This window comes from Kushneria sp. EE4, from assembly GCF_977968315.1.
The window spans coordinates 2,264,318-2,280,755 of record NZ_OZ386212.1; the positions used below are offsets into that span (position 1 = coordinate 2,264,318).

Consider the following 16,438-nt stretch of genomic DNA (forward strand, 5'->3'; position numbering starts at 1 on the left):
GTGTGGACGCGCTGGTTCGCGTGAGCACTTTAGTCGTTTAAGGAGGTGATCCAGCCGCAGGTTCCCCTACGGCTACCTTGTTACGACTTCACCCCAGTCATGAACCACACCGTGGTGATCGCTCTCCCGGAGGTTAAGCTAACCACTTCTGGTGCAGTCCACTCCCATGGTGTGACGGGCGGTGTGTACAAGGCCCGGGAACGTATTCACCGTGGCATTCTGATCCACGATTACTAGCGATTCCGACTTCACGGAGTCGAGTTGCAGACTCCGATCCGGACTGAGGCCGGCTTTATGGGATTGGCTTCACGTCGCCGCTTCGCAACCCTTTGTACCGGCCATTGTAGCACGTGTGTAGCCCTGCTCGTAAGGGCCATGATGACTTGACGTCGTCCCCACCTTCCTCCGGTTTGTCACCGGCAGTCTCCCTGAAGTTCCCGGCCGGACCGCTGGCAAAAAGGGATAGGGGTTGCGCTCGTTACGGGACTTAACCCAACATTTCACAACACGAGCTGACGACAGCCATGCAGCACCTGTCTCTGCGTTCCCGAAGGCACTCTCCCATCTCTGGGAGATTCGCAGGATGTCAAGAGCAGGTAAGGTTCTTCGCGTTGCATCGAATTAAACCACATGCTCCACCGCTTGTGCGGGCCCCCGTCAATTCATTTGAGTTTTAGCCTTGCGGCCGTACTCCCCAGGCGGTCGACTTATTGCGTTAACTGCGCCACCAAACCCTCAAGGGGTCCAACGGCTGGTCGACATCGTTTACGGCGTGGACTACCAGGGTATCTAATCCTGTTTGCTACCCACGCTTTCGCGCCTCAGCGTCAGTGTCAGTCCAGAAGGCCGCCTTCGCCACTGGTATTCCTCCCGATCTCTACGCATTTCACCGCTACACCGGGAATTCCACCTTCCTCTCCTGCACTCTAGCCTGCCAGTTCCGAATGCCGTTCCCGGGTTGAGCCCGGGGCTTTCACATCCGGCTTGGCAAGCCGCCTACGCGCCCTTTACGCCCAGTAATTCCGATTAACGCTTGCACCCTCCGTATTACCGCGGCTGCTGGCACGGAGTTAGCCGGTGCTTCTTCTGTGGGTGATGTCCTTCATGGTGGTTATTAACCACCATGCCTTCTTCCCCACTGAAAGTGCTTTACAACCCGAAGGCCTTCTTCACACACGCGGCATGGCTGGATCAGGGTTTCCCCCATTGTCCAATATTCCCCACTGCTGCCTCCCGTAGGAGTCCGGGCCGTGTCTCAGTCCCGGTGTGGCTGATCATCCTCTCAGACCAGCTACGGATCGTTGCCTTGGTGAGCCGTTACCTCACCAACAAGCTAATCCGACATGGGCTCATCCGATAGCGCAAGGTCCGAAGATCCCCTGCTTTCTCCCGTAGGACGTATGCGGTATTAGCTCGGGTTTCCCCGAGTTATCCCCCACTACCGGGCAGATACCCATGCATTACTCACCCGTCCGCCGCTCGTCAGCGGGTAGCAAGCTACCCCTGTTACCGCTCGACTTGCATGTGTTAGGCCTGCCGCCAGCGTTCAATCTGAGCCATGATCAAACTCTTCAGTTTATTTTGAAGCTTTGAGATTCGTTTCGAAGCCTGCCGAAGCAGTCATCGAGGTGAATCAATCCGGGCTCGAGGTCAAACTAGTACTCTTGACGAGTGTTCGTCTGCTCGATTATCTATGTGACTGGTGTCACACGAGCCAGACGCCCACACAAATTGCCTGATCGACTTGTTAAAGAGCGTCTCGAAGATGTTGCCTCAGTCGCCGTGGCGGCTGCTTCGAGAGAGTGGGCATTTTACAGCCCTGAATCGAAAAGTCAACCTCTTTTTTTCGATCCGGAAGTCAGCTGCTGGATTTGAAATCCTGATTGAGCGACCAAAACCCCAGTCAAAACAATCACCTGCTTAACTTCCCCGCTGCCTCGTCGCCGTGTGCTCCGTGGCAGCGGATGCGTACTTTATAGATCACACCGGGACCGCGCAACCCCTGATTTTAAAAAAGAGGCTACTTTCTTTCATCGGATGTTTCGGATGCTGGCGAAGGGCCCGCCAACGTTGACTCATCAGTATTACCTGATTTTTCTTCCTTTTCTGCTTCGGCTTCTTCCATCTCTTCTTCGGTCGTTGCGATACCGCTGGTGATGGGTTTTGCATGACCGGTGCGACGCAGAATCGCCAGTATCGGACCGGAAGCGGCGTAGCTGCCAAACAGCAACAGCAGCATGATGGCCGGCTCCAGCGAGATAAGAACAAAGGCCAGCACGATGGCCAGCAGTGCCACAAAGGGAACGGGACTTTTCAGATCCACTTCCTTGAAGCTGTAGTAGCGAATGTTGCTGACCATCAGAATGCCTACTGCCGCGACAATAATGGCCATGAGTACCTTGAAACCAAAAGCGGTGGCTTCAAAGCTGTGAAAGGTCCAGACGAACCCTGCTACCACGGCTGCAGCCGACGGGCTGGGCAACCCGATGAACCACTTCTTGTCGGTACTGCCGATCTGCACGTTAAAGCGCGCCAGACGCAGCGCCGCCCCCGCCACATAGATAAAGGCGGCTATCCAGCCGAGATTGCCGACATCCTGAAGAATCCAGGCAAAGGCCACGATGGCAGGCGCCACACCAAAAGAGAGCATATCAGCCAGGCTGTCGTATTCTTCGCCAAAGGCGCTTTGCGTATTGGTCATGCGAGCGACCCGACCATCAAAGCCATCGAGCACCATGGAGACAAAGATGGCGATGGCCGCCGAACCGAAATTGCCATTGAGTGCTGCCACGACAGAGAAAAAGCCCGAAAACAGGGCAGCCGTGGTAAAGAGATTGGGCAGTAGATAGATGCCGCGCCGGCGTATGCGCTCACCGTCTTGCACGATGTCTTCAACCACTTCCGTATCATCCTTGAACTCGGAGAAGGGATCGCGGGGCGGTCGGTTGTTTGGTGGGGGCGTCTGCGTCATGACAACAATGTCCTTTGAAAAGATACGACCATCAAAGCATAGAAGACGACCAGGTGTTAACACGGAGAGGCAATGGAAAGTTTAAGAAACCTCATGACACAGTTTCCCCATGCCGGCCGTCTTGAATGGTTGAGCCGACGCCCCCGGCGTCACGGTGACGTCAATGTCATGGATGCCCTGACGCTGATCGAGGGTCAGGGTATCGAAGGCGATCATTACAGCGCCCGGGGCGGCAAGCGTGAAGTCACGCTTTTTCAGGCCGAGCATCTGTCGGTCGTTGCGACCTTTTGCAGCCTGACTGAGCTCTCCCCCGAACAACTCAGACGCAACCTGCTGGTGTCGGGGCTCAATCTACTGGCCTGTCGACAGCAACAGCTTATGATCGGCAGTGATGTCCTTATCGAGATCACCGGCCCCTGCGCGCCCTGTAGCCGCATGGAAAAGGCACTGGGCCCGGGAGGCTATAACGCTTTGCGTGGCCATGGCGGCATGACAGCCCGCATCTTACGAGGCGGCATCATTTATCGCGGCGACCGCGTTGCGGTAGCCCCCGCGACCAACAGCGCCGTACAGGGTCAGCTTTTTCAGGAAAATTGAACGGCAGACACAAAAAAACGGATGCGACATATCACATCCGTTTTCTCGAGATCTTTCAGCTGTCCCGATGGGTTTTCAAATCAGTTTTTCGACTTGTCGACCATCTTGTTGGCAGCAATCCAGGGCATCATGCCACGCAGTCTGGTGCCCACTTCCTCGATCTGGTGCTCAGCCCCGCGGCGACGCTTGGCCTTGAGGGTCGGGAAGCCGGCCTGGTGGTCCAGAATGAAGTCCTTGGCAAAGGTCCCTTCCTGGATGTCCTTGAGGACCTGGCGCATGGCGTTTTTGGTCTCTTCGTTCACGATCTTCGGACCGGTGACGTAATCACCATACTCGGCCGTATTGGAGATCGAGTAACGCATATCGGCCATGCCACCTTCATACATCAGGTCGACGATCAGCTTGAGCTCATGCAGACACTCGAAGTAGGCCATTTCCGGGGCGTAGCCTGCTTCCACCAGCGTTTCGAAACCAGCCTGTACCAGCGCAGTCGCACCGCCACACAGAACAGCCTGTTCACCGAAGAGATCGGTTTCGGTCTCTTCCTGGAAGGTGGTGTGAATGATGCCGGCACGGCCGCCACCGTTGGCGCTGGCGTAGGAAAGTGCCAGTTCACGCGCCTTGCCGGACTTGTCCTGATAGACCGCGATCAGGCTGGGCACACCGCCGCCCTGGGTATAGGTCTGGCGAACGGTATGACCGGGCGCTTTCGGAGCGATCATGATGACGTCCAGATCTTCGCGCGGCTCAATCTGCTGGTAATGCACGTTGAAGCCGTGTGCAAAGGCCAGAGCAGCACCTTCTTTCAGATTGGGCTCGACGTCGCGATAATAGATCTGCTTTTGATGCTCATCGGGTGCCAGAAACATGACGATGTCGGCACCGGAAACCGCATCGGCGACTTCAGCGACCTTAAGACCTGATCCTTCTGCCTTCTGCCAGGAACCGGAGCCCTTGCGCAGCGCGACCGTCACATCAACGCCGGATTCCTTGAGGTTGTTGGCGTGCGCATGGCCCTGCGAGCCGTAGCCCAGAATAGTGACCTTCTTGCCCTGAATGAGAGAGAGATCGCAATCCTTGTCGTAATAAACCTGCATTACCTTCACCTTTTAATGGACGGCAGCGCCATCGGTTGACATAAACATTGTATAAACCCGGGTGTCAGAGGCTCAGCACCTTGTCACCACGTGCAATCCCGGAGACGCCGGTACGCGCCACTTCCAGCACACCCAGCGGCGTTACCGCCTGCAGGAAGGCATCCATCTTGGTGGCGTCACCGGTAATCTGCACGGTATAAACGCTTGGCGTGACATCCACGATCTGGGCACGAAAGATATCTGCCGTGCGCTTGACCTCATCGCGGGCACTTCCCTGCGCCTTGACCTTGACCAGCATCAGTTCTCGCTCGATGTGCGCCCCTTCGGTCAGATCCACCAGCTTGACCACATCGATCAAACGATTGAGGTGCTTGGTGATCTGCTCGATGATGCGCTCATCGCCATGGGTTGTTACCGTCAGACGCGACAGTGTCGGATCATCGGTCGGGGCAACGTTGAGCGTTTCGATATTAAAGTTGCGCTGGGAAAAGAGCCCGACCACACGTGACAGCGCGCCCGGCTCGTTTTCAAGCAGCATCGATATGATATGGCGCATCAGGTTCGCTCCGTCTTCGACAGCAGCATGTCACACATGGCCCCCTGCGGAACCTGCATCGGATAGACGTGCTCGCGCGGGTCGACATGAATGTCGAGAAACACCAGCTCATCCTTCGAGCGAAAGGCCTCTTCCAGCGCCGGCTCAAGCTCCTCGGCCGTATTGACCGTAATGGCCTTGAAACCATAGGCGCCAATCAGCTTTTCAAAGTCAGGCAGGGACTCCATATAGGAGTGCGCGTGACGGGACTTGTAATTCAGATCCTGCCACTGGCGGACCATGCCCAGCGAAGCATTGTTGAGATTGACGATCTTGACGGGAATACCGAACTGCTTACAGGTCGACAGCTCCTGCATCATCATCTGAAAGCTGCCCTCCCCCGTGAAGAGCACGACATGCTCGTCGGGATAGCTGAGCTTGATGCCCATGGCGGCCGGCAAACCATAGCCCATCGTTCCCAGACCGCTTGACGAGATCCAGCGATTGGGCTGATTGAACCGGTAATACTGGGCGGCAAACATCTGGTGCTGGCCGACATCGGTCACCACATAGGCATCACCATGAGTCGCACGATGCACGGCCTCGACCACCTGCTGAGGCTTGAGCGGCTCACCCGCGGCGGCCGGCTCGTAGAGCTTGCCGCGACGTTCATCACGCCAGGCGTTGATGGTTTCCCACCACTCATCAAGCGGTTCCTGCGACTCTGCACGCTGACCGATCTGATTGAGCATCTCGTTGAGCACGTGATCGGCGGCCCCGACAATGGGCACATCGGCATGCACGGTCTTGGAGATGGAGCTGGGATCAACGTCGATGTGCACGATGCGGGCATCGGGGCAGAACCGATTGACGTTGTTGGTCACGCGGTCATCAAATCGCACGCCCACGCCCAGCACCAGATCACTGTTGTGCATGGCCATGTTGGACTCGTAGGAGCCATGCATGCCCGGCCAGCCCAACGACTGCGGATCGTTTTGCGGAAAGGCCCCAAGGCCCATCAGGGAGGTGATCACCGGGATATTGAGCCGATGCGCCAGCGCCGTCAGTGCCTCGGAGGCACGACCGGTAATGACGCCACCCCCGGCAAAGATGACGGGACGCCGGGCGCTCATCATCAAATCGACCGCCTTGCGAATCTGACCGGTATGCCCGCGTGAGACAGGATTGTATGAGCGAAGTTTCACCTTGCGCGGATAGACGTACTCATAGCGCTCGGTCGGCGCGGTCATGTCCTTGGGTATGTCGACCACCACCGGCCCCGGCCGCCCTGAAGAGGCGATATAAAAGGCCTTTTTGAGCACGGTGGGTATGTCGGAAGGATGACGGATCGAAAAACTGTGCTTCACTATCGGCCGTGTGACCCCGACAATGTCGGTTTCCTGAAAGGCATCCTCGCCAATCAGATGGCTGGCCACCTGACCGCACAGCACGACCATCGGTATGGAATCCATATAGGCCGTCGCAATCCCCGTGACCGCATTGGTCGCACCGGGGCCCGACGTGACCAGCACGACGCCGGGCCTGCCGGACGCACGGGCATAGCCGTCAGCCATATGGGTGGCTGCCTGTTCGTGGCGAACAAGAATATGTTTGACATCATCCTGGCGGAAAAGCGCATCATAGATGTGTAGCGCTGCACCGCCCGGGTAGCCGTAGATATATTCAACGCCCTCATCCTTGAGGAAGCGGGCGATCATATCGGCTCCGGAAAGCAATTCCACGTTTGAGTTCCCCTATAAGGTCTCGAGTGCGTTCACGATGCGATGCACATCGGCGTTCGAGGACGGCTGTGCCGCCTGCCGCGGCCCGGGGCCAGCGACACCTGATGCTGCAGACTGATGATGGGTTGCAGCGAGGACCTGCTCAATCTCATGTCGGGTCGACATATAGGGGCGTTGATCAGGCAGGAGGTTGGCCCGCCTGTTCAGGTCCTTGGGCAGGCAGGCAGTCGCCGCGCGACTGTCCTCCATGACCCCGGGGATCGCCCGGGAATTCATGCCTGCGATCAGGAACCTTCAAGACTCTATCAGTGATGCGCCGGTGTCAACTCATGCATGCGCATTTATAGCGCCCAGCCCGTGAAAAGGGGCTGCATATTGCACGATATCGGTGCATGGAAGCACAACAGTTTCGATTAGTCTCTGCCGTTATCGTGTGTACCAGGGGAAAGACGTCGGGATGAACTATTCTGCGTTAACGCCGGTCATCATGAAGGGATGCCTGTGCGTCGCAGGCGTTTCGAAAACTGTCAGGACAACGTCATCTTCACCCTGCCAGTCACGATCGGGCAGAAACGCAATTTATTGTTTCAGGGATTTGCCATGACCATGACCGCTGCCGCATCGACCTCTTCGATGCCGGACACGCCGGAGGTCGCAGAACTTCCGCCATTGCCAGAGCACCTTTGGGGCATGCTGTTTCATGATGTTCAGAGTCGCGGTCTGTTCGATGACAGCAAGACCTTTGTCGACATGATTCCGACCCAGTCGGTCGAAGAAATCATGGCCGACTACGCCCGGCTCTGTGATCGCTATTCAAACTGTAGCGATGTGCCCTGCGTCAGCAATGACGCGCTGCGCGAATTTGTCGAGGCACGTTTTGAACGCATTGAAACCCAGGCCAACGTTGAACCGCCCGAGCGTCAGGGCACCGTTCGCGATCATATTGATGCGCTCTGGAACGTGCTGACGCGACAGCCGCGGCCCCGCTACAACCCCAACTCTTCCCGTCTGCCGCTGCCCCACGCCTATGTGGTTCCGGGCGGTCGCTTCAACGAGATCTATTACTGGGACAGCTACTTCACCATGCTGGGCCTGTATGAAAGCGGTCGCATCGACCTGATGCGTGACATGGTCAACAACGCCGCCTTTTTGATCAACGCCTATGGGCATGTCCCCAACGGCAATCGTACCTACTATCTATCACGCTCCCAGCCACCCTTTTTCTGCGGCATGGTCGGCCAGCTCGCCCAGTACGACGGGGAAGGGGTTTATGCGCATTATCTACCCCAGATGGAGCGTGAATATGTCTACTGGATGGATGGCGTCGAGGCACTCCACAACTGCGAGGCCTACCGACGCTGCGTCAAGCTTCATGAAGGCACGCTGCTCAATCGCCACTGGGACGATCTGAATACGCCACGCGAAGAATCCTTTCGTGAAGACATGGAAACGGCCGATCGCACCACGCGCAACCATATCGAGGTGTGGCGCAACATTCGTGCCGGCGCCGAAAGCGGCTGGGATTTCAGCTCGCGCTGGCTGACCGACCCCCATGACCTGGCCACCATTCGAACCGTGGACATTCTGCCGCTGGACCTGAACTGCCTGCTGTATCACATGGAGTCCACGCTTGCCTCAACGCATCGAAGGCTCGGGCACTATCAGCGCGCCGACCTGTTCCAGAGTGCGGCCAATTCGCGACTGGACGCGCTGCGTCGACTTTTCTGGTCGCAGGAAGAAAAGCGTTTTGGAGACTACCTCTGGCATAACGACGCGCTGACCGACAGCGTTAACGCCTCCATCGTCTTTACACTCTATTTTGGTGTGGCGACCGAGGAGCAGGCAGGACACGTGGCCCATACGCTGGAAAACCAGCTGCTCCAGCCCGGCGGTCTGGTGACCTCCACCATCGATACCACGGAACAGTGGGATGCCCCCAACGGCTGGGCACCGCTTCAGTGGATGGCCATCAAGGGACTCAAGCGCTACGGTTACGAGCAGCTGGCTGACACCATCGCCAAACGCTGGATGCACAACAACTTCTACCGCTTCGAGAAGGAGCACAAGCTGCTGGAGAAGTACAACGTCATGGACATCGACGGTGCACCGGACGGCGGCGAATACCCCTCCCAGGACGGCTTTGGATGGACCAACGGCGTTTTACGCGCCCTGCTGGCCATCTATCCGGACGCCACGCTGGACAATACGGCGCCCTGAAAAAAGCAGGGGTCGCATGATAAAAAAAGGGCGGCTACCCCGGGTAGCCGCCCTTTTATCGTCTGGCGTCAGTATCGGCTCATGTCACATCCCGGGGCTCAAGGACCAGCTCACTGTCGCGAACATCAATGCGGACGGTATCACCCGGCGCGTAGCGTCCGGCCAGCAGCGCCTGTGCCAGCGGATTTTCGATGCGGTTCTGGATCGCGCGACGCAGCGGCCGCGCGCCATAAACCGGGTCGAAGCCGGCTTGCGCCAGCTGCGTCATGGCCGCCTCGCTGATGGAAAGCGAGACATCGCGGTCGGCCAGACGCCGGCGCAGCTGATCAAGCTGGATATTGGCAATCGCCTGAATCTGCGCCTGCCCCAGCGCATGGAACACCACCACTTCATCGATGCGATTGATCAACTCGGGGCGAAAGTGTGAGGACACTTCGTCCATGACCGCCGCCCGCATACGCTCATAACCGGCATCATCCTGCTCGCTGGCATAATTCTGGATAACGCTGGAGCCCAGATTCGAGGTCATCACGATCACGGTATTGCGAAAATCCACCGTACGCCCCTGCCCGTCGGTCAGCCGACCGTCTTCCAGCACCTGCAACAGGATATTGAAGACATCCGGATGGGCCTTTTCCACTTCATCGAGCAACAGCACCGAATAGGGCTTGCGCCGCACGGCCTCGGTCAGATAGCCGCCCTGCTCATAGCCGACATAGCCCGGAGGCGCCCCGATCAGGCGAGCCACGGAGTGCTTTTCCATGAACTCCGACATGTCGATGCGCACCATCGCTTCCTGGGTATCGAACAAAAATCCGGCCAGCGATTTGCAAAGTTCCGTCTTGCCCACCCCGGTCGGCCCCAGAAACAAAAAGGAGCCGTTGGGGCGGTTGGGGTCACTGATGCCGGCCCGCGAACGGCGTACCGCGTTGGAGACAGCGGTAACGGCCTCATCCTGACCGATCACCCGCTCATGCAGTGCCTCTTCCATGCGCAACAGCTTGTCACGCTCGCCCTCGAGCATTTTCGATACCGGAATGCCGGTCCAGCGCGAGACAACCTCGGCGATCTCCTCTTCGGTCACGATCGAGCGAAGCAGCTTCAACGGCGTGCTTTCGGCTTCACCGGCCTCGCTGATTTTACGCTCAAGCTCCGGAATCAGACCATACTGGATTTCCGACATGCGCCCCAGATCGCCCTGACGACGCGCCGCCTCCAGATCGGTACGCGCCTGCTCAAGCTCGGCCTTGTACTGCGCCGCGCCCTGCAGACTGGCCTTTTCGGCCTTCCAGACCTCTTCAAGATCGGCGAATTCACGCGACATTGACTCGATCTGCCCCTCCAGCAGCTCAAGGCGTTTGCGGGTGGCCTCGTCCGTTTCCTTTTTGAGCGCTTCCCGCTCGATCTTGAGCTGAATCAGCCGACGCTCGAGCCGATCCATCTCCTCGGGCTTGGAATCCATCTCCATACGAATGCGTGAAGCCGCCTCATCGATCAGATCGATCGCCTTGTCCGGCAACTGGCGGTCGGTGATATAGCGCGTCGACAGACGCGCCGCGGCAATAATCGCCGGGTCGGTGATATCGACGCCGTGATGGACCTCGTAGCGCTCCTTGAGCCCGCGCAGAATGGCGATGGTGTCCTCCTCGGAAGGCTCATCGACCAGTACCTTCTGGAAGCGGCGCTCAAGCGCGGCGTCCTTTTCGATGTCCTGACGATACTCGTCAAGCGTGGTCGCCCCCACGCAGTGCAGCTCACCGCGGGCCAGGGCCGGCTTGAGCATGTTGCCGGCATCCATCGAGCCTTCGGTCTTGCCGGCCCCCACCATGGTGTGGAGCTCGTCAATGAAGAGAATGACGCGCCCCTCCTCCTTTGCCAGCTCATTGAGCACGGCCTTAAGGCGCTCTTCAAAATCACCGCGGTACTTGGCACCCGCCAGCAGCGCCCCGAGATCCAGCGACAGCACCCGCTTGTCCTTGAGACTCTCGGGCACCTCGCCGTTGACGATGCGCTGGGCCAGCCCCTCGACGATGGCGGTTTTGCCCACACCGGGCTCACCGATCAGCACCGGGTTGTTCTTGGTCCGACGCTGCAGGACCTGGATGGTGCGACGAATTTCATCATCGCGACCGATGACCGGGTCCAGCTTGCCGCTGATCGCTCGCTCGGTCAGATCCGTGGTGTATTTGTCCAGCGCCTCACGCTTCTCTTCGGCTTCGGCGTCATTGACGCTGTCACCGCCGCGCAGCGCATCGATGGCACGACGCACACCCTGCTCGGAAAGACCGGCACCGCTCAGGGCGCGGCTGATGCCTGATTTCGACTGCAGCGCGGCCAGCAACACCAGTTCAGTGGCGATAAATTGATCACCGCGTTTTTGCGCTTCGCGGTCGGCCAGATTAAAAAGCTGGCCCAGCTCCTGGCCCATGGTGACGTTGCCATCGAACTGACTGACCGTTGGCAGGTCATCCAAGTGTTTGACCAGCGCGTCGCGTACGCGTCCCGGGTCGCCGCCGGCTTTCTGGATCAATCCCTTGAAGCCGGAGTCACGACTGTCGAGCAGCGACAGCAGCACATGACCCGGCTGGAGCTGATTCTGGCCCCGCCCGGCTGCCAGCGACTGGGCATCGGCCAGTGCCGTCTGCAGCTTGCTGGTAAGTTTATCGATTCGCATGGTGTGTCCTCTCATCCGGCGCCCTGTCCGGTCATGGCCGCACAGCGGCAGACCCGGCATTTCAAGGCGCGTTTATCAGCATCTTGCCAACAAAGATGGGGGCGGCAGGAGGGGTTTCAAGCAGACCGGCAAAAATATTATGTTAAATACAGAGGCATTGGCCGGCGCACCGGCAGCGCGCTAGCGAAGCCAGATCACGCTGCTCATGCGCCCGGTCAGGCCGTTGTCACGACGATGGGAGTAAAAGCGTGAATCGGAGGCCGTGCAGAAGTGGCCGCCACTGATATCGGTCACGCCCAGTGCTTCCAGACGCAGACGCGCCAGACGATAGAGATCACACATGAAGTGACCCAGCCGATAGGGGCTTGCCTCAAAGGCAATGGCGGCTTCGGGATGGACATTGACGAAAGCGTCATGCACCTCGCGCCCCACTTCATACTGCATATTGGAGATCGCGGGGCCCAGCCAGGCCATGACCTCTTCCGGGGCGCAGCCAAACGCCGCCACGCTCGCCTCCAGCACACCACCGGCCAGACCGCGCCAGCCGGCATGGGCTGCGGCCACCCGGGTACCTCGCCGGTCACAAAACAGCACCGGCAGGCAGTCGGCGGTCTGGACCACACAGGCATACTGCTGATCGCGCGCGATGGCGGCATCGGCCTGCGGCGGCGGGGTCTGATAGGACTGCTGTACCCGCGCGCCATGCACCTGATCAAGCCACAAAAGTGGCCGATGATCCCCGATCCTTGCCCCCAGCAGCTGACGCAGCCAGGCCACCGTTTCCGGATCATCGCCCACGTGGGACGCCGCATTAAATGCCGCGTAGGGCCCCTGACTGGGACCGGTTTCCCGGGTGGTCACGAAGGCACCGACCGACCCGGGTGCCACCCAGTCCGGCACGATCAGCGTGGGTTGATCACGGCTGTCCTGAATCATGTATCCGCCTGATCGTCGCGCATGATATCGAGCAGCATGAACATGTCATCGGGCAGTTCCATGCCAAATTCGACGGTTTCAAGGCTTGCCGGGTGCGTAAACGCCAGTCGGCGCGCATGCAGGGCCTGACGTGAAAAGTGACGCAGCGTCTCCTTGAGCGCCTCGCCGGCGCCGGCCGGCAGCTTGAGCCGCCCGCCATAGACCGGGTCGCCGACCAGCGGGAACCGCTGATGCGCCATATGCACGCGAATCTGGTGGGTACGTCCGGTTTCCAGCCGGCAGCGGATGTGAGTGTGACCGCGAAAGCGCTCGACCACCCGGTAATGCGTTACGGCCGGCTTGCCGCCGTGGGCCACGACCGCCTGACGTTTGCGATCCGCCGGGTGTCGGCCGATGGGCGCATCAACCTTGCCGCCTGCGATCATGGCGCCAATGACAATGGCGTCGTATTCGCGCTTGACCCGGCGCGCCTGCAGCTGCTCGACCAGAGAGGTCTGCGCCGCCAGCGTTTTGGCGACCACCATCAACCCGCTGGTGTCCTTGTCCAGACGATGAACGATGCCGGCGCGCGGCAGGGTCGCAAGCTCGGGGGCGTGATGCAGCAGCGCGTTGAGCAGCGTACCGCTGTAGTTGCCCGCTGCCGGATGCACCACCAGTCCGACCGGCTTGTTGAGCACCAGCACGTCATCATCTTCATGCACGATGTCCAGCGCGATCGCCTCGGCCTCCCAGACCGGGTTTTCTTCCAGCACGGCATTGAGTATCAGCGTGGCGCCCGACATGACAGGGGTGCGCGGGCGCAGCTGCTGGCCGTCCACGGTCAGAGCGCCCTCCTTGATCCAGCTTTTGAGGCGCTCGCGGGAAAACTCGTCAAAGAGTTCGGCGGCCGCCTGATCCAGACGCAGACCGGTCATGGCGTCGGGGACAATGCGTGTTTGTTCGATGGTCTGTGACATGCAATTCTCTGCAGGAGCATGGGCCGAGCATTTCGCCACGGCTTTACAATGCTTTATAGTGCGGGTGCTTCGGGACCGGGAACAGGCAGCGCGTCATTCGCGTAATGCGCTGCCGGTCCGTATAGTAGGCCCCACACACTTCATTCAGTAGCTGTTGGGCGGATTCTATCATGCCGCCACGGTTTGTTTGAGACGAGGACGACAATGCGCGCCATTTCCCTGAGCGCCCTTGCGCTGGCTGCCGTCATGCTGGCCGGTTGCGCCAGCAGCCAGAGCCAGGAGCAGGATAACGAGCTCACCGAGCAGCAGCTTTATCAAAACATTCAGCAAGCGCTCGACAATGGCCGCTACTCCGCTGCCGTCACTCAGCTTGAAACGCTTGATAACCGCTTTCCGTTCGGTGAATACGCCCAGCAGGCGCAGCTCGAACTGATCTACGGCTACTATCAGGTCAGCAACTGGGAAGCCTCCCGCGCCGCGGCCAGTCGCTTTATCCGGCTTCACCCCGACCATCCGCAGGTCGATTACGCCTATTACATGCGTGGCATGGCGGCCTGGGAGTCAGGACGCTTCAGCCTGGAAAGTCTGGATCTGATCGATATTTCCAAGCGTGACCTGGGCGCCACGCGAGATGCCTACGTTGACTTCGGCGAAGTTGTTCGCCGCTTCCCCGACAGTGCCTACGCCCCCGATGCCCGACAGCGCATCATCTTTTTGCGCAATGTTCTGGCCCGTCACGAGCTTCAGATCGGCGACTTCTATCTGCGCAAGCAGGCCTATCTGGCCGCCGTCAATCGTGGCCGCTGGGTGCTCGAGCACTATCCGCAGACCCCTGCCACGCGTGACGCGCTGGCCGTCATGGTGGAAGGTTACATGGGTCTGGACATGCAAAAGGAAGCCCGTCAGGCACTGGCCGAGCTGATCCACAACGACCCGGACAATGCCCGTCTGCGGGGTGACACCTTCAATCCGCGCTATCTGCGCGGCTCGCTTCGCCTCGAAGACAGCTGATTCGTTAGTTCGAATGCCGCTGTCAACAAACGCCCCGCCGTCCTCCGGCGGGGCGTTTTCGATGGCAGACCGGGCGCAACGCTTTTGCCCTCATGATACTCTTTTGCTTTCAGACGCCACGATGGCGTCGCCATCATGGCGCACAACCACACCCTCTGTTTCGTCACGGCCCGCTTGAACAGGGCCTGTGGTCTGCTTACAGCATTTCAGGAGTCCGAATTCATTCATGGCCCGACTGATTATTTTGGCTGCCCTGCTGTGGCTGGGGTGGCTTTTCTATCGACGCCTGAAGCGTCAGCGCAGGCCGCATCCGCCGACCCCGGCTTCCGGAGAAGCGATGGTACGCTGCGCCTACTGTCATGTTCATGTGTCACGTCATAACGCGCTGGAGGACCCTCACGTCAACGAGGTGTCGCGCCATCTCCCGGGCGACAGACACTGGTTCTGCTGTCAGGACCATCAGGCACGCTTTATCAGTAACGGACCGCAGCCGCGTCGCCGCTCACCCTGAGCGAAACACGGTGTAGGGCGCAGGATCCACCGGCGGCGGTGTGCCCGCCATATGCGCGCACAGCAGATCCGCCGTGGCCGGTGACAGCACCACCCCGTTACCGCCATGCCCGGCGTTGACGTAAAGCCCTTCAATGTCGCCCACGGCGCCAACGAAGGGGATGCTGTCCGGCGAGCCCGGCCGCAACCCCGCCCAGTGATGCGTTACCTCAACGTTTTCAAGCGCCGGCAGCATCTCCAGTGCCTTCGCATGAATCTGCGCGTAGCCCTGCTCGGTGGTGGCGCGATCAAAGCCGACGTCCTCAAAGGTACTGCCGGCCAGGATGTGGTGATCACGTCGGGGAATCAGATAAAAGCCGTTCATCAGCATGACCCCCTGAAGCAGCGCGCGCCCGGCTTCAAACAGCAGCATCTGTCCGCGAACGGGCTTGATGGGCAACTGAACGTGACGTGTCAGGAGCTCACGCGTCCAGGGCCCGCCCGCCATGACGACCCGTGGCGCCAGATGCCTGCCCTGCGGCCCTGCCACGCCCTCGACCCGATCCTTGGCGGTCAGCAGGGCAGTGACTTCAAAGTGCTCTACAAGCGTGGCGCGCGGATGGTTCACCAGCCACTGTCTCAATGCCTGGCCCAATCGAGGCGTTCTGATACTGCCATGCGTGGGCATCCAGAACGCGGGGTCAAGAGATGGCGTCACCCACCGGCCCAGCTGCTCATGCGCCCGGGCTGAGGAAAGCGGCAACAGCATGTCGTCATGACGCATCGACCATGCCCGGGCCCGTGCGCCGTCCTCGACCCTGACATGCATAATGCCGTGAGCCGTATACTGCGGATCGATCCCGGTGGTAGCCGCCAGCATGCCGGCAAGATCAGGCCATTGCGGCGCTGCCAGTGCATCAAGGCGCGCAATGGCCTCGCCGTAGCGCCAGGGATACAGCGGCACCAGAATGCCCCCGCCGGCCCAGGACGCCTCCCGCGCACACTGCCCGCGCTCCACGAGCGTAACCCGAAAGCCCTGTTGTATCAGCTTCAAGGCGCTCATCATGCCATTGATGCCGCCGCCGACCACGATTGCGTCGCTTGCGTTCACATGTCCCCTTATTGCGTGTTTCCTGCGCGCCCACCTTCCAGTGCCAACCCTTTATCAGCCATTGCTAAATATCGGTTCCATCATGCCGTTAAACGCAGCAGG

The 16,438-nt window shown here is 59.5% G+C and carries 12 protein-coding genes and 1 rRNA gene; 4 read left to right on the forward strand and 9 right to left on the reverse strand.

The features are described 5' to 3' along the window. Positions 1-38: 38 nt before the first annotated feature. A 16S ribosomal RNA gene (locus ACXMYO_RS10325) occupies positions 39-1,578 on the reverse strand. 442 nt (positions 1,579-2,020) lie between these two features. Then, positions 2,021-2,971, reverse strand: coding sequence for a CDP-diacylglycerol--serine O-phosphatidyltransferase (gene pssA / locus ACXMYO_RS10330; protein WP_457808642.1), 951 nt, complete (start codon positions 2,969-2,971; stop codon positions 2,021-2,023). Positions 2,972-3,064: 93 nt separating this feature from the next. Between pssA and ACXMYO_RS10335 the strand changes: the two genes are divergently transcribed. Then, positions 3,065-3,568 carry an MOSC domain-containing protein gene (locus ACXMYO_RS10335; protein ID WP_457808643.1) on the forward strand — a complete coding sequence of 168 codons (504 nt, stop codon included), beginning with the start codon at positions 3,065-3,067 and terminating at the stop codon, positions 3,566-3,568. 80 nt (positions 3,569-3,648) lie between these two features. Here the strand turns inward: ACXMYO_RS10335 and ilvC are convergent, their stop codons facing one another. From ilvC to ACXMYO_RS10350, 3 genes are all read right to left on the reverse strand, one after another. Next, complete coding sequence (gene ilvC / locus ACXMYO_RS10340; RefSeq protein WP_438764456.1) at positions 3,649-4,665, reverse strand: ketol-acid reductoisomerase; 1,017 nt, start codon at positions 4,663-4,665, stop codon at positions 3,649-3,651. A 64-nt stretch (positions 4,666-4,729) separates the two neighbouring features. Further along, complete coding sequence (gene ilvN, locus ACXMYO_RS10345; protein ID WP_115853657.1) at positions 4,730-5,221, reverse strand: acetolactate synthase small subunit; 492 nt, start codon at positions 5,219-5,221, stop codon at positions 4,730-4,732. Continuing rightward, positions 5,221-6,942: an acetolactate synthase 3 large subunit gene (locus tag ACXMYO_RS10350; RefSeq protein WP_438764458.1), complete on the reverse strand. Its 1,722-nt coding sequence runs from the start codon at positions 6,940-6,942 to the stop codon at positions 5,221-5,223. The genes ilvN and ACXMYO_RS10350 overlap by 1 nt, the downstream gene beginning before the upstream one ends. A gap of 600 nt (positions 6,943-7,542) precedes the next feature. Here ACXMYO_RS10350 and treF point away from each other — a divergent pair. After that, a complete protein-coding gene (gene treF / locus ACXMYO_RS10355; protein ID WP_457808644.1) occupies positions 7,543-9,159 on the forward strand; it encodes an alpha,alpha-trehalase TreF in 1,617 nt (538 codons plus the stop codon). A 79-nt stretch (positions 9,160-9,238) separates the two neighbouring features. On the opposite strand, the gene clpB is transcribed toward treF, so the two are convergent. The 3 genes from clpB to rluD all read right to left on the reverse strand — a co-directional run bounded on the left by clpB (position 9,239) and on the right by rluD (position 13,725). Further along, the gene (gene clpB / locus ACXMYO_RS10360) at positions 9,239-11,833 is read right to left on the reverse strand and encodes an ATP-dependent chaperone ClpB (protein ID WP_457808645.1); all 2,595 of its coding nucleotides are present in this window, start codon (positions 11,831-11,833) and stop codon (positions 9,239-9,241) included. 180 nt (positions 11,834-12,013) lie between these two features. Then, on the reverse strand, positions 12,014-12,769 hold the full coding sequence (pgeF, locus tag ACXMYO_RS10365; RefSeq protein WP_457808646.1) for a peptidoglycan editing factor PgeF: 756 nt from the start codon (positions 12,767-12,769) through the stop codon (positions 12,014-12,016). Next, on the reverse strand, positions 12,766-13,725 hold the full coding sequence (rluD, locus tag ACXMYO_RS10370; protein WP_457808647.1) for a 23S rRNA pseudouridine(1911/1915/1917) synthase RluD: 960 nt from the start codon (positions 13,723-13,725) through the stop codon (positions 12,766-12,768). The genes pgeF and rluD overlap by 4 nt, the downstream gene beginning before the upstream one ends. 204 nt (positions 13,726-13,929) lie before the next feature. Between rluD and ACXMYO_RS10375 the strand changes: the two genes are divergently transcribed. Together ACXMYO_RS10375 and ACXMYO_RS10380 are read left to right on the forward strand one after the other, a co-directional pair. After that, entirely contained in the window at positions 13,930-14,736 is an 807-nt protein-coding gene (locus ACXMYO_RS10375; RefSeq protein WP_438764468.1) for an outer membrane protein assembly factor BamD, read from the forward strand. Between the two features lie 226 nt (positions 14,737-14,962). Beyond that, positions 14,963-15,247, forward strand: coding sequence for a PP0621 family protein (locus tag ACXMYO_RS10380; RefSeq protein ID WP_457808648.1), 285 nt, complete (start codon positions 14,963-14,965; stop codon positions 15,245-15,247). Here ACXMYO_RS10380 and ACXMYO_RS10385 read toward each other — a convergent pair. Further along, positions 15,239-16,336 (reverse strand): NAD(P)/FAD-dependent oxidoreductase, encoded by a 1,098-nt coding sequence (locus tag ACXMYO_RS10385; RefSeq protein WP_457808649.1) that lies wholly within the window; start codon positions 16,334-16,336, stop codon positions 15,239-15,241. The two genes, ACXMYO_RS10380 and ACXMYO_RS10385, sit on opposite strands and share 9 nt — an antisense overlap. Positions 16,337-16,438 lie beyond the last annotated feature (102 nt).

What these genes read in the sequence shown, in the direction of transcription:
- treF (WP_457808644.1), top strand. Translation starts at nt 7,543, where the DNA reads ATGACCATGACCGCTGCCGCATCGACCTCTTCGATGCCGGACACGCCG.
- rluD (WP_457808647.1), bottom strand. Translation starts at nt 13,725, where the DNA reads ATGTCACAGACCATCGAACAAACACGCATTGTCCCCGACGCCATGACC.
- ilvC (WP_438764456.1), bottom strand. Translation starts at nt 4,665, where the DNA reads ATGCAGGTTTATTACGACAAGGATTGCGATCTCTCTCTCATTCAGGGC.
- ACXMYO_RS10335 (WP_457808643.1), top strand. Translation starts at nt 3,065, where the DNA reads ATGACACAGTTTCCCCATGCCGGCCGTCTTGAATGGTTGAGCCGACGC.
- pgeF (WP_457808646.1), bottom strand. Translation starts at nt 12,769, where the DNA reads ATGATTCAGGACAGCCGTGATCAACCCACGCTGATCGTGCCGGACTGG.
- ilvN (WP_115853657.1), bottom strand. Translation starts at nt 5,221, where the DNA reads ATGCGCCATATCATATCGATGCTGCTTGAAAACGAGCCGGGCGCGCTG.
- clpB (WP_457808645.1), bottom strand. Translation starts at nt 11,833, where the DNA reads ATGCGAATCGATAAACTTACCAGCAAGCTGCAGACGGCACTGGCCGAT.
- pssA (WP_457808642.1), bottom strand. Translation starts at nt 2,971, where the DNA reads ATGACGCAGACGCCCCCACCAAACAACCGACCGCCCCGCGATCCCTTC.
- ACXMYO_RS10380 (WP_457808648.1), top strand. Translation starts at nt 14,963, where the DNA reads ATGGCCCGACTGATTATTTTGGCTGCCCTGCTGTGGCTGGGGTGGCTT.
- ACXMYO_RS10375 (WP_438764468.1), top strand. Translation starts at nt 13,930, where the DNA reads ATGCGCGCCATTTCCCTGAGCGCCCTTGCGCTGGCTGCCGTCATGCTG.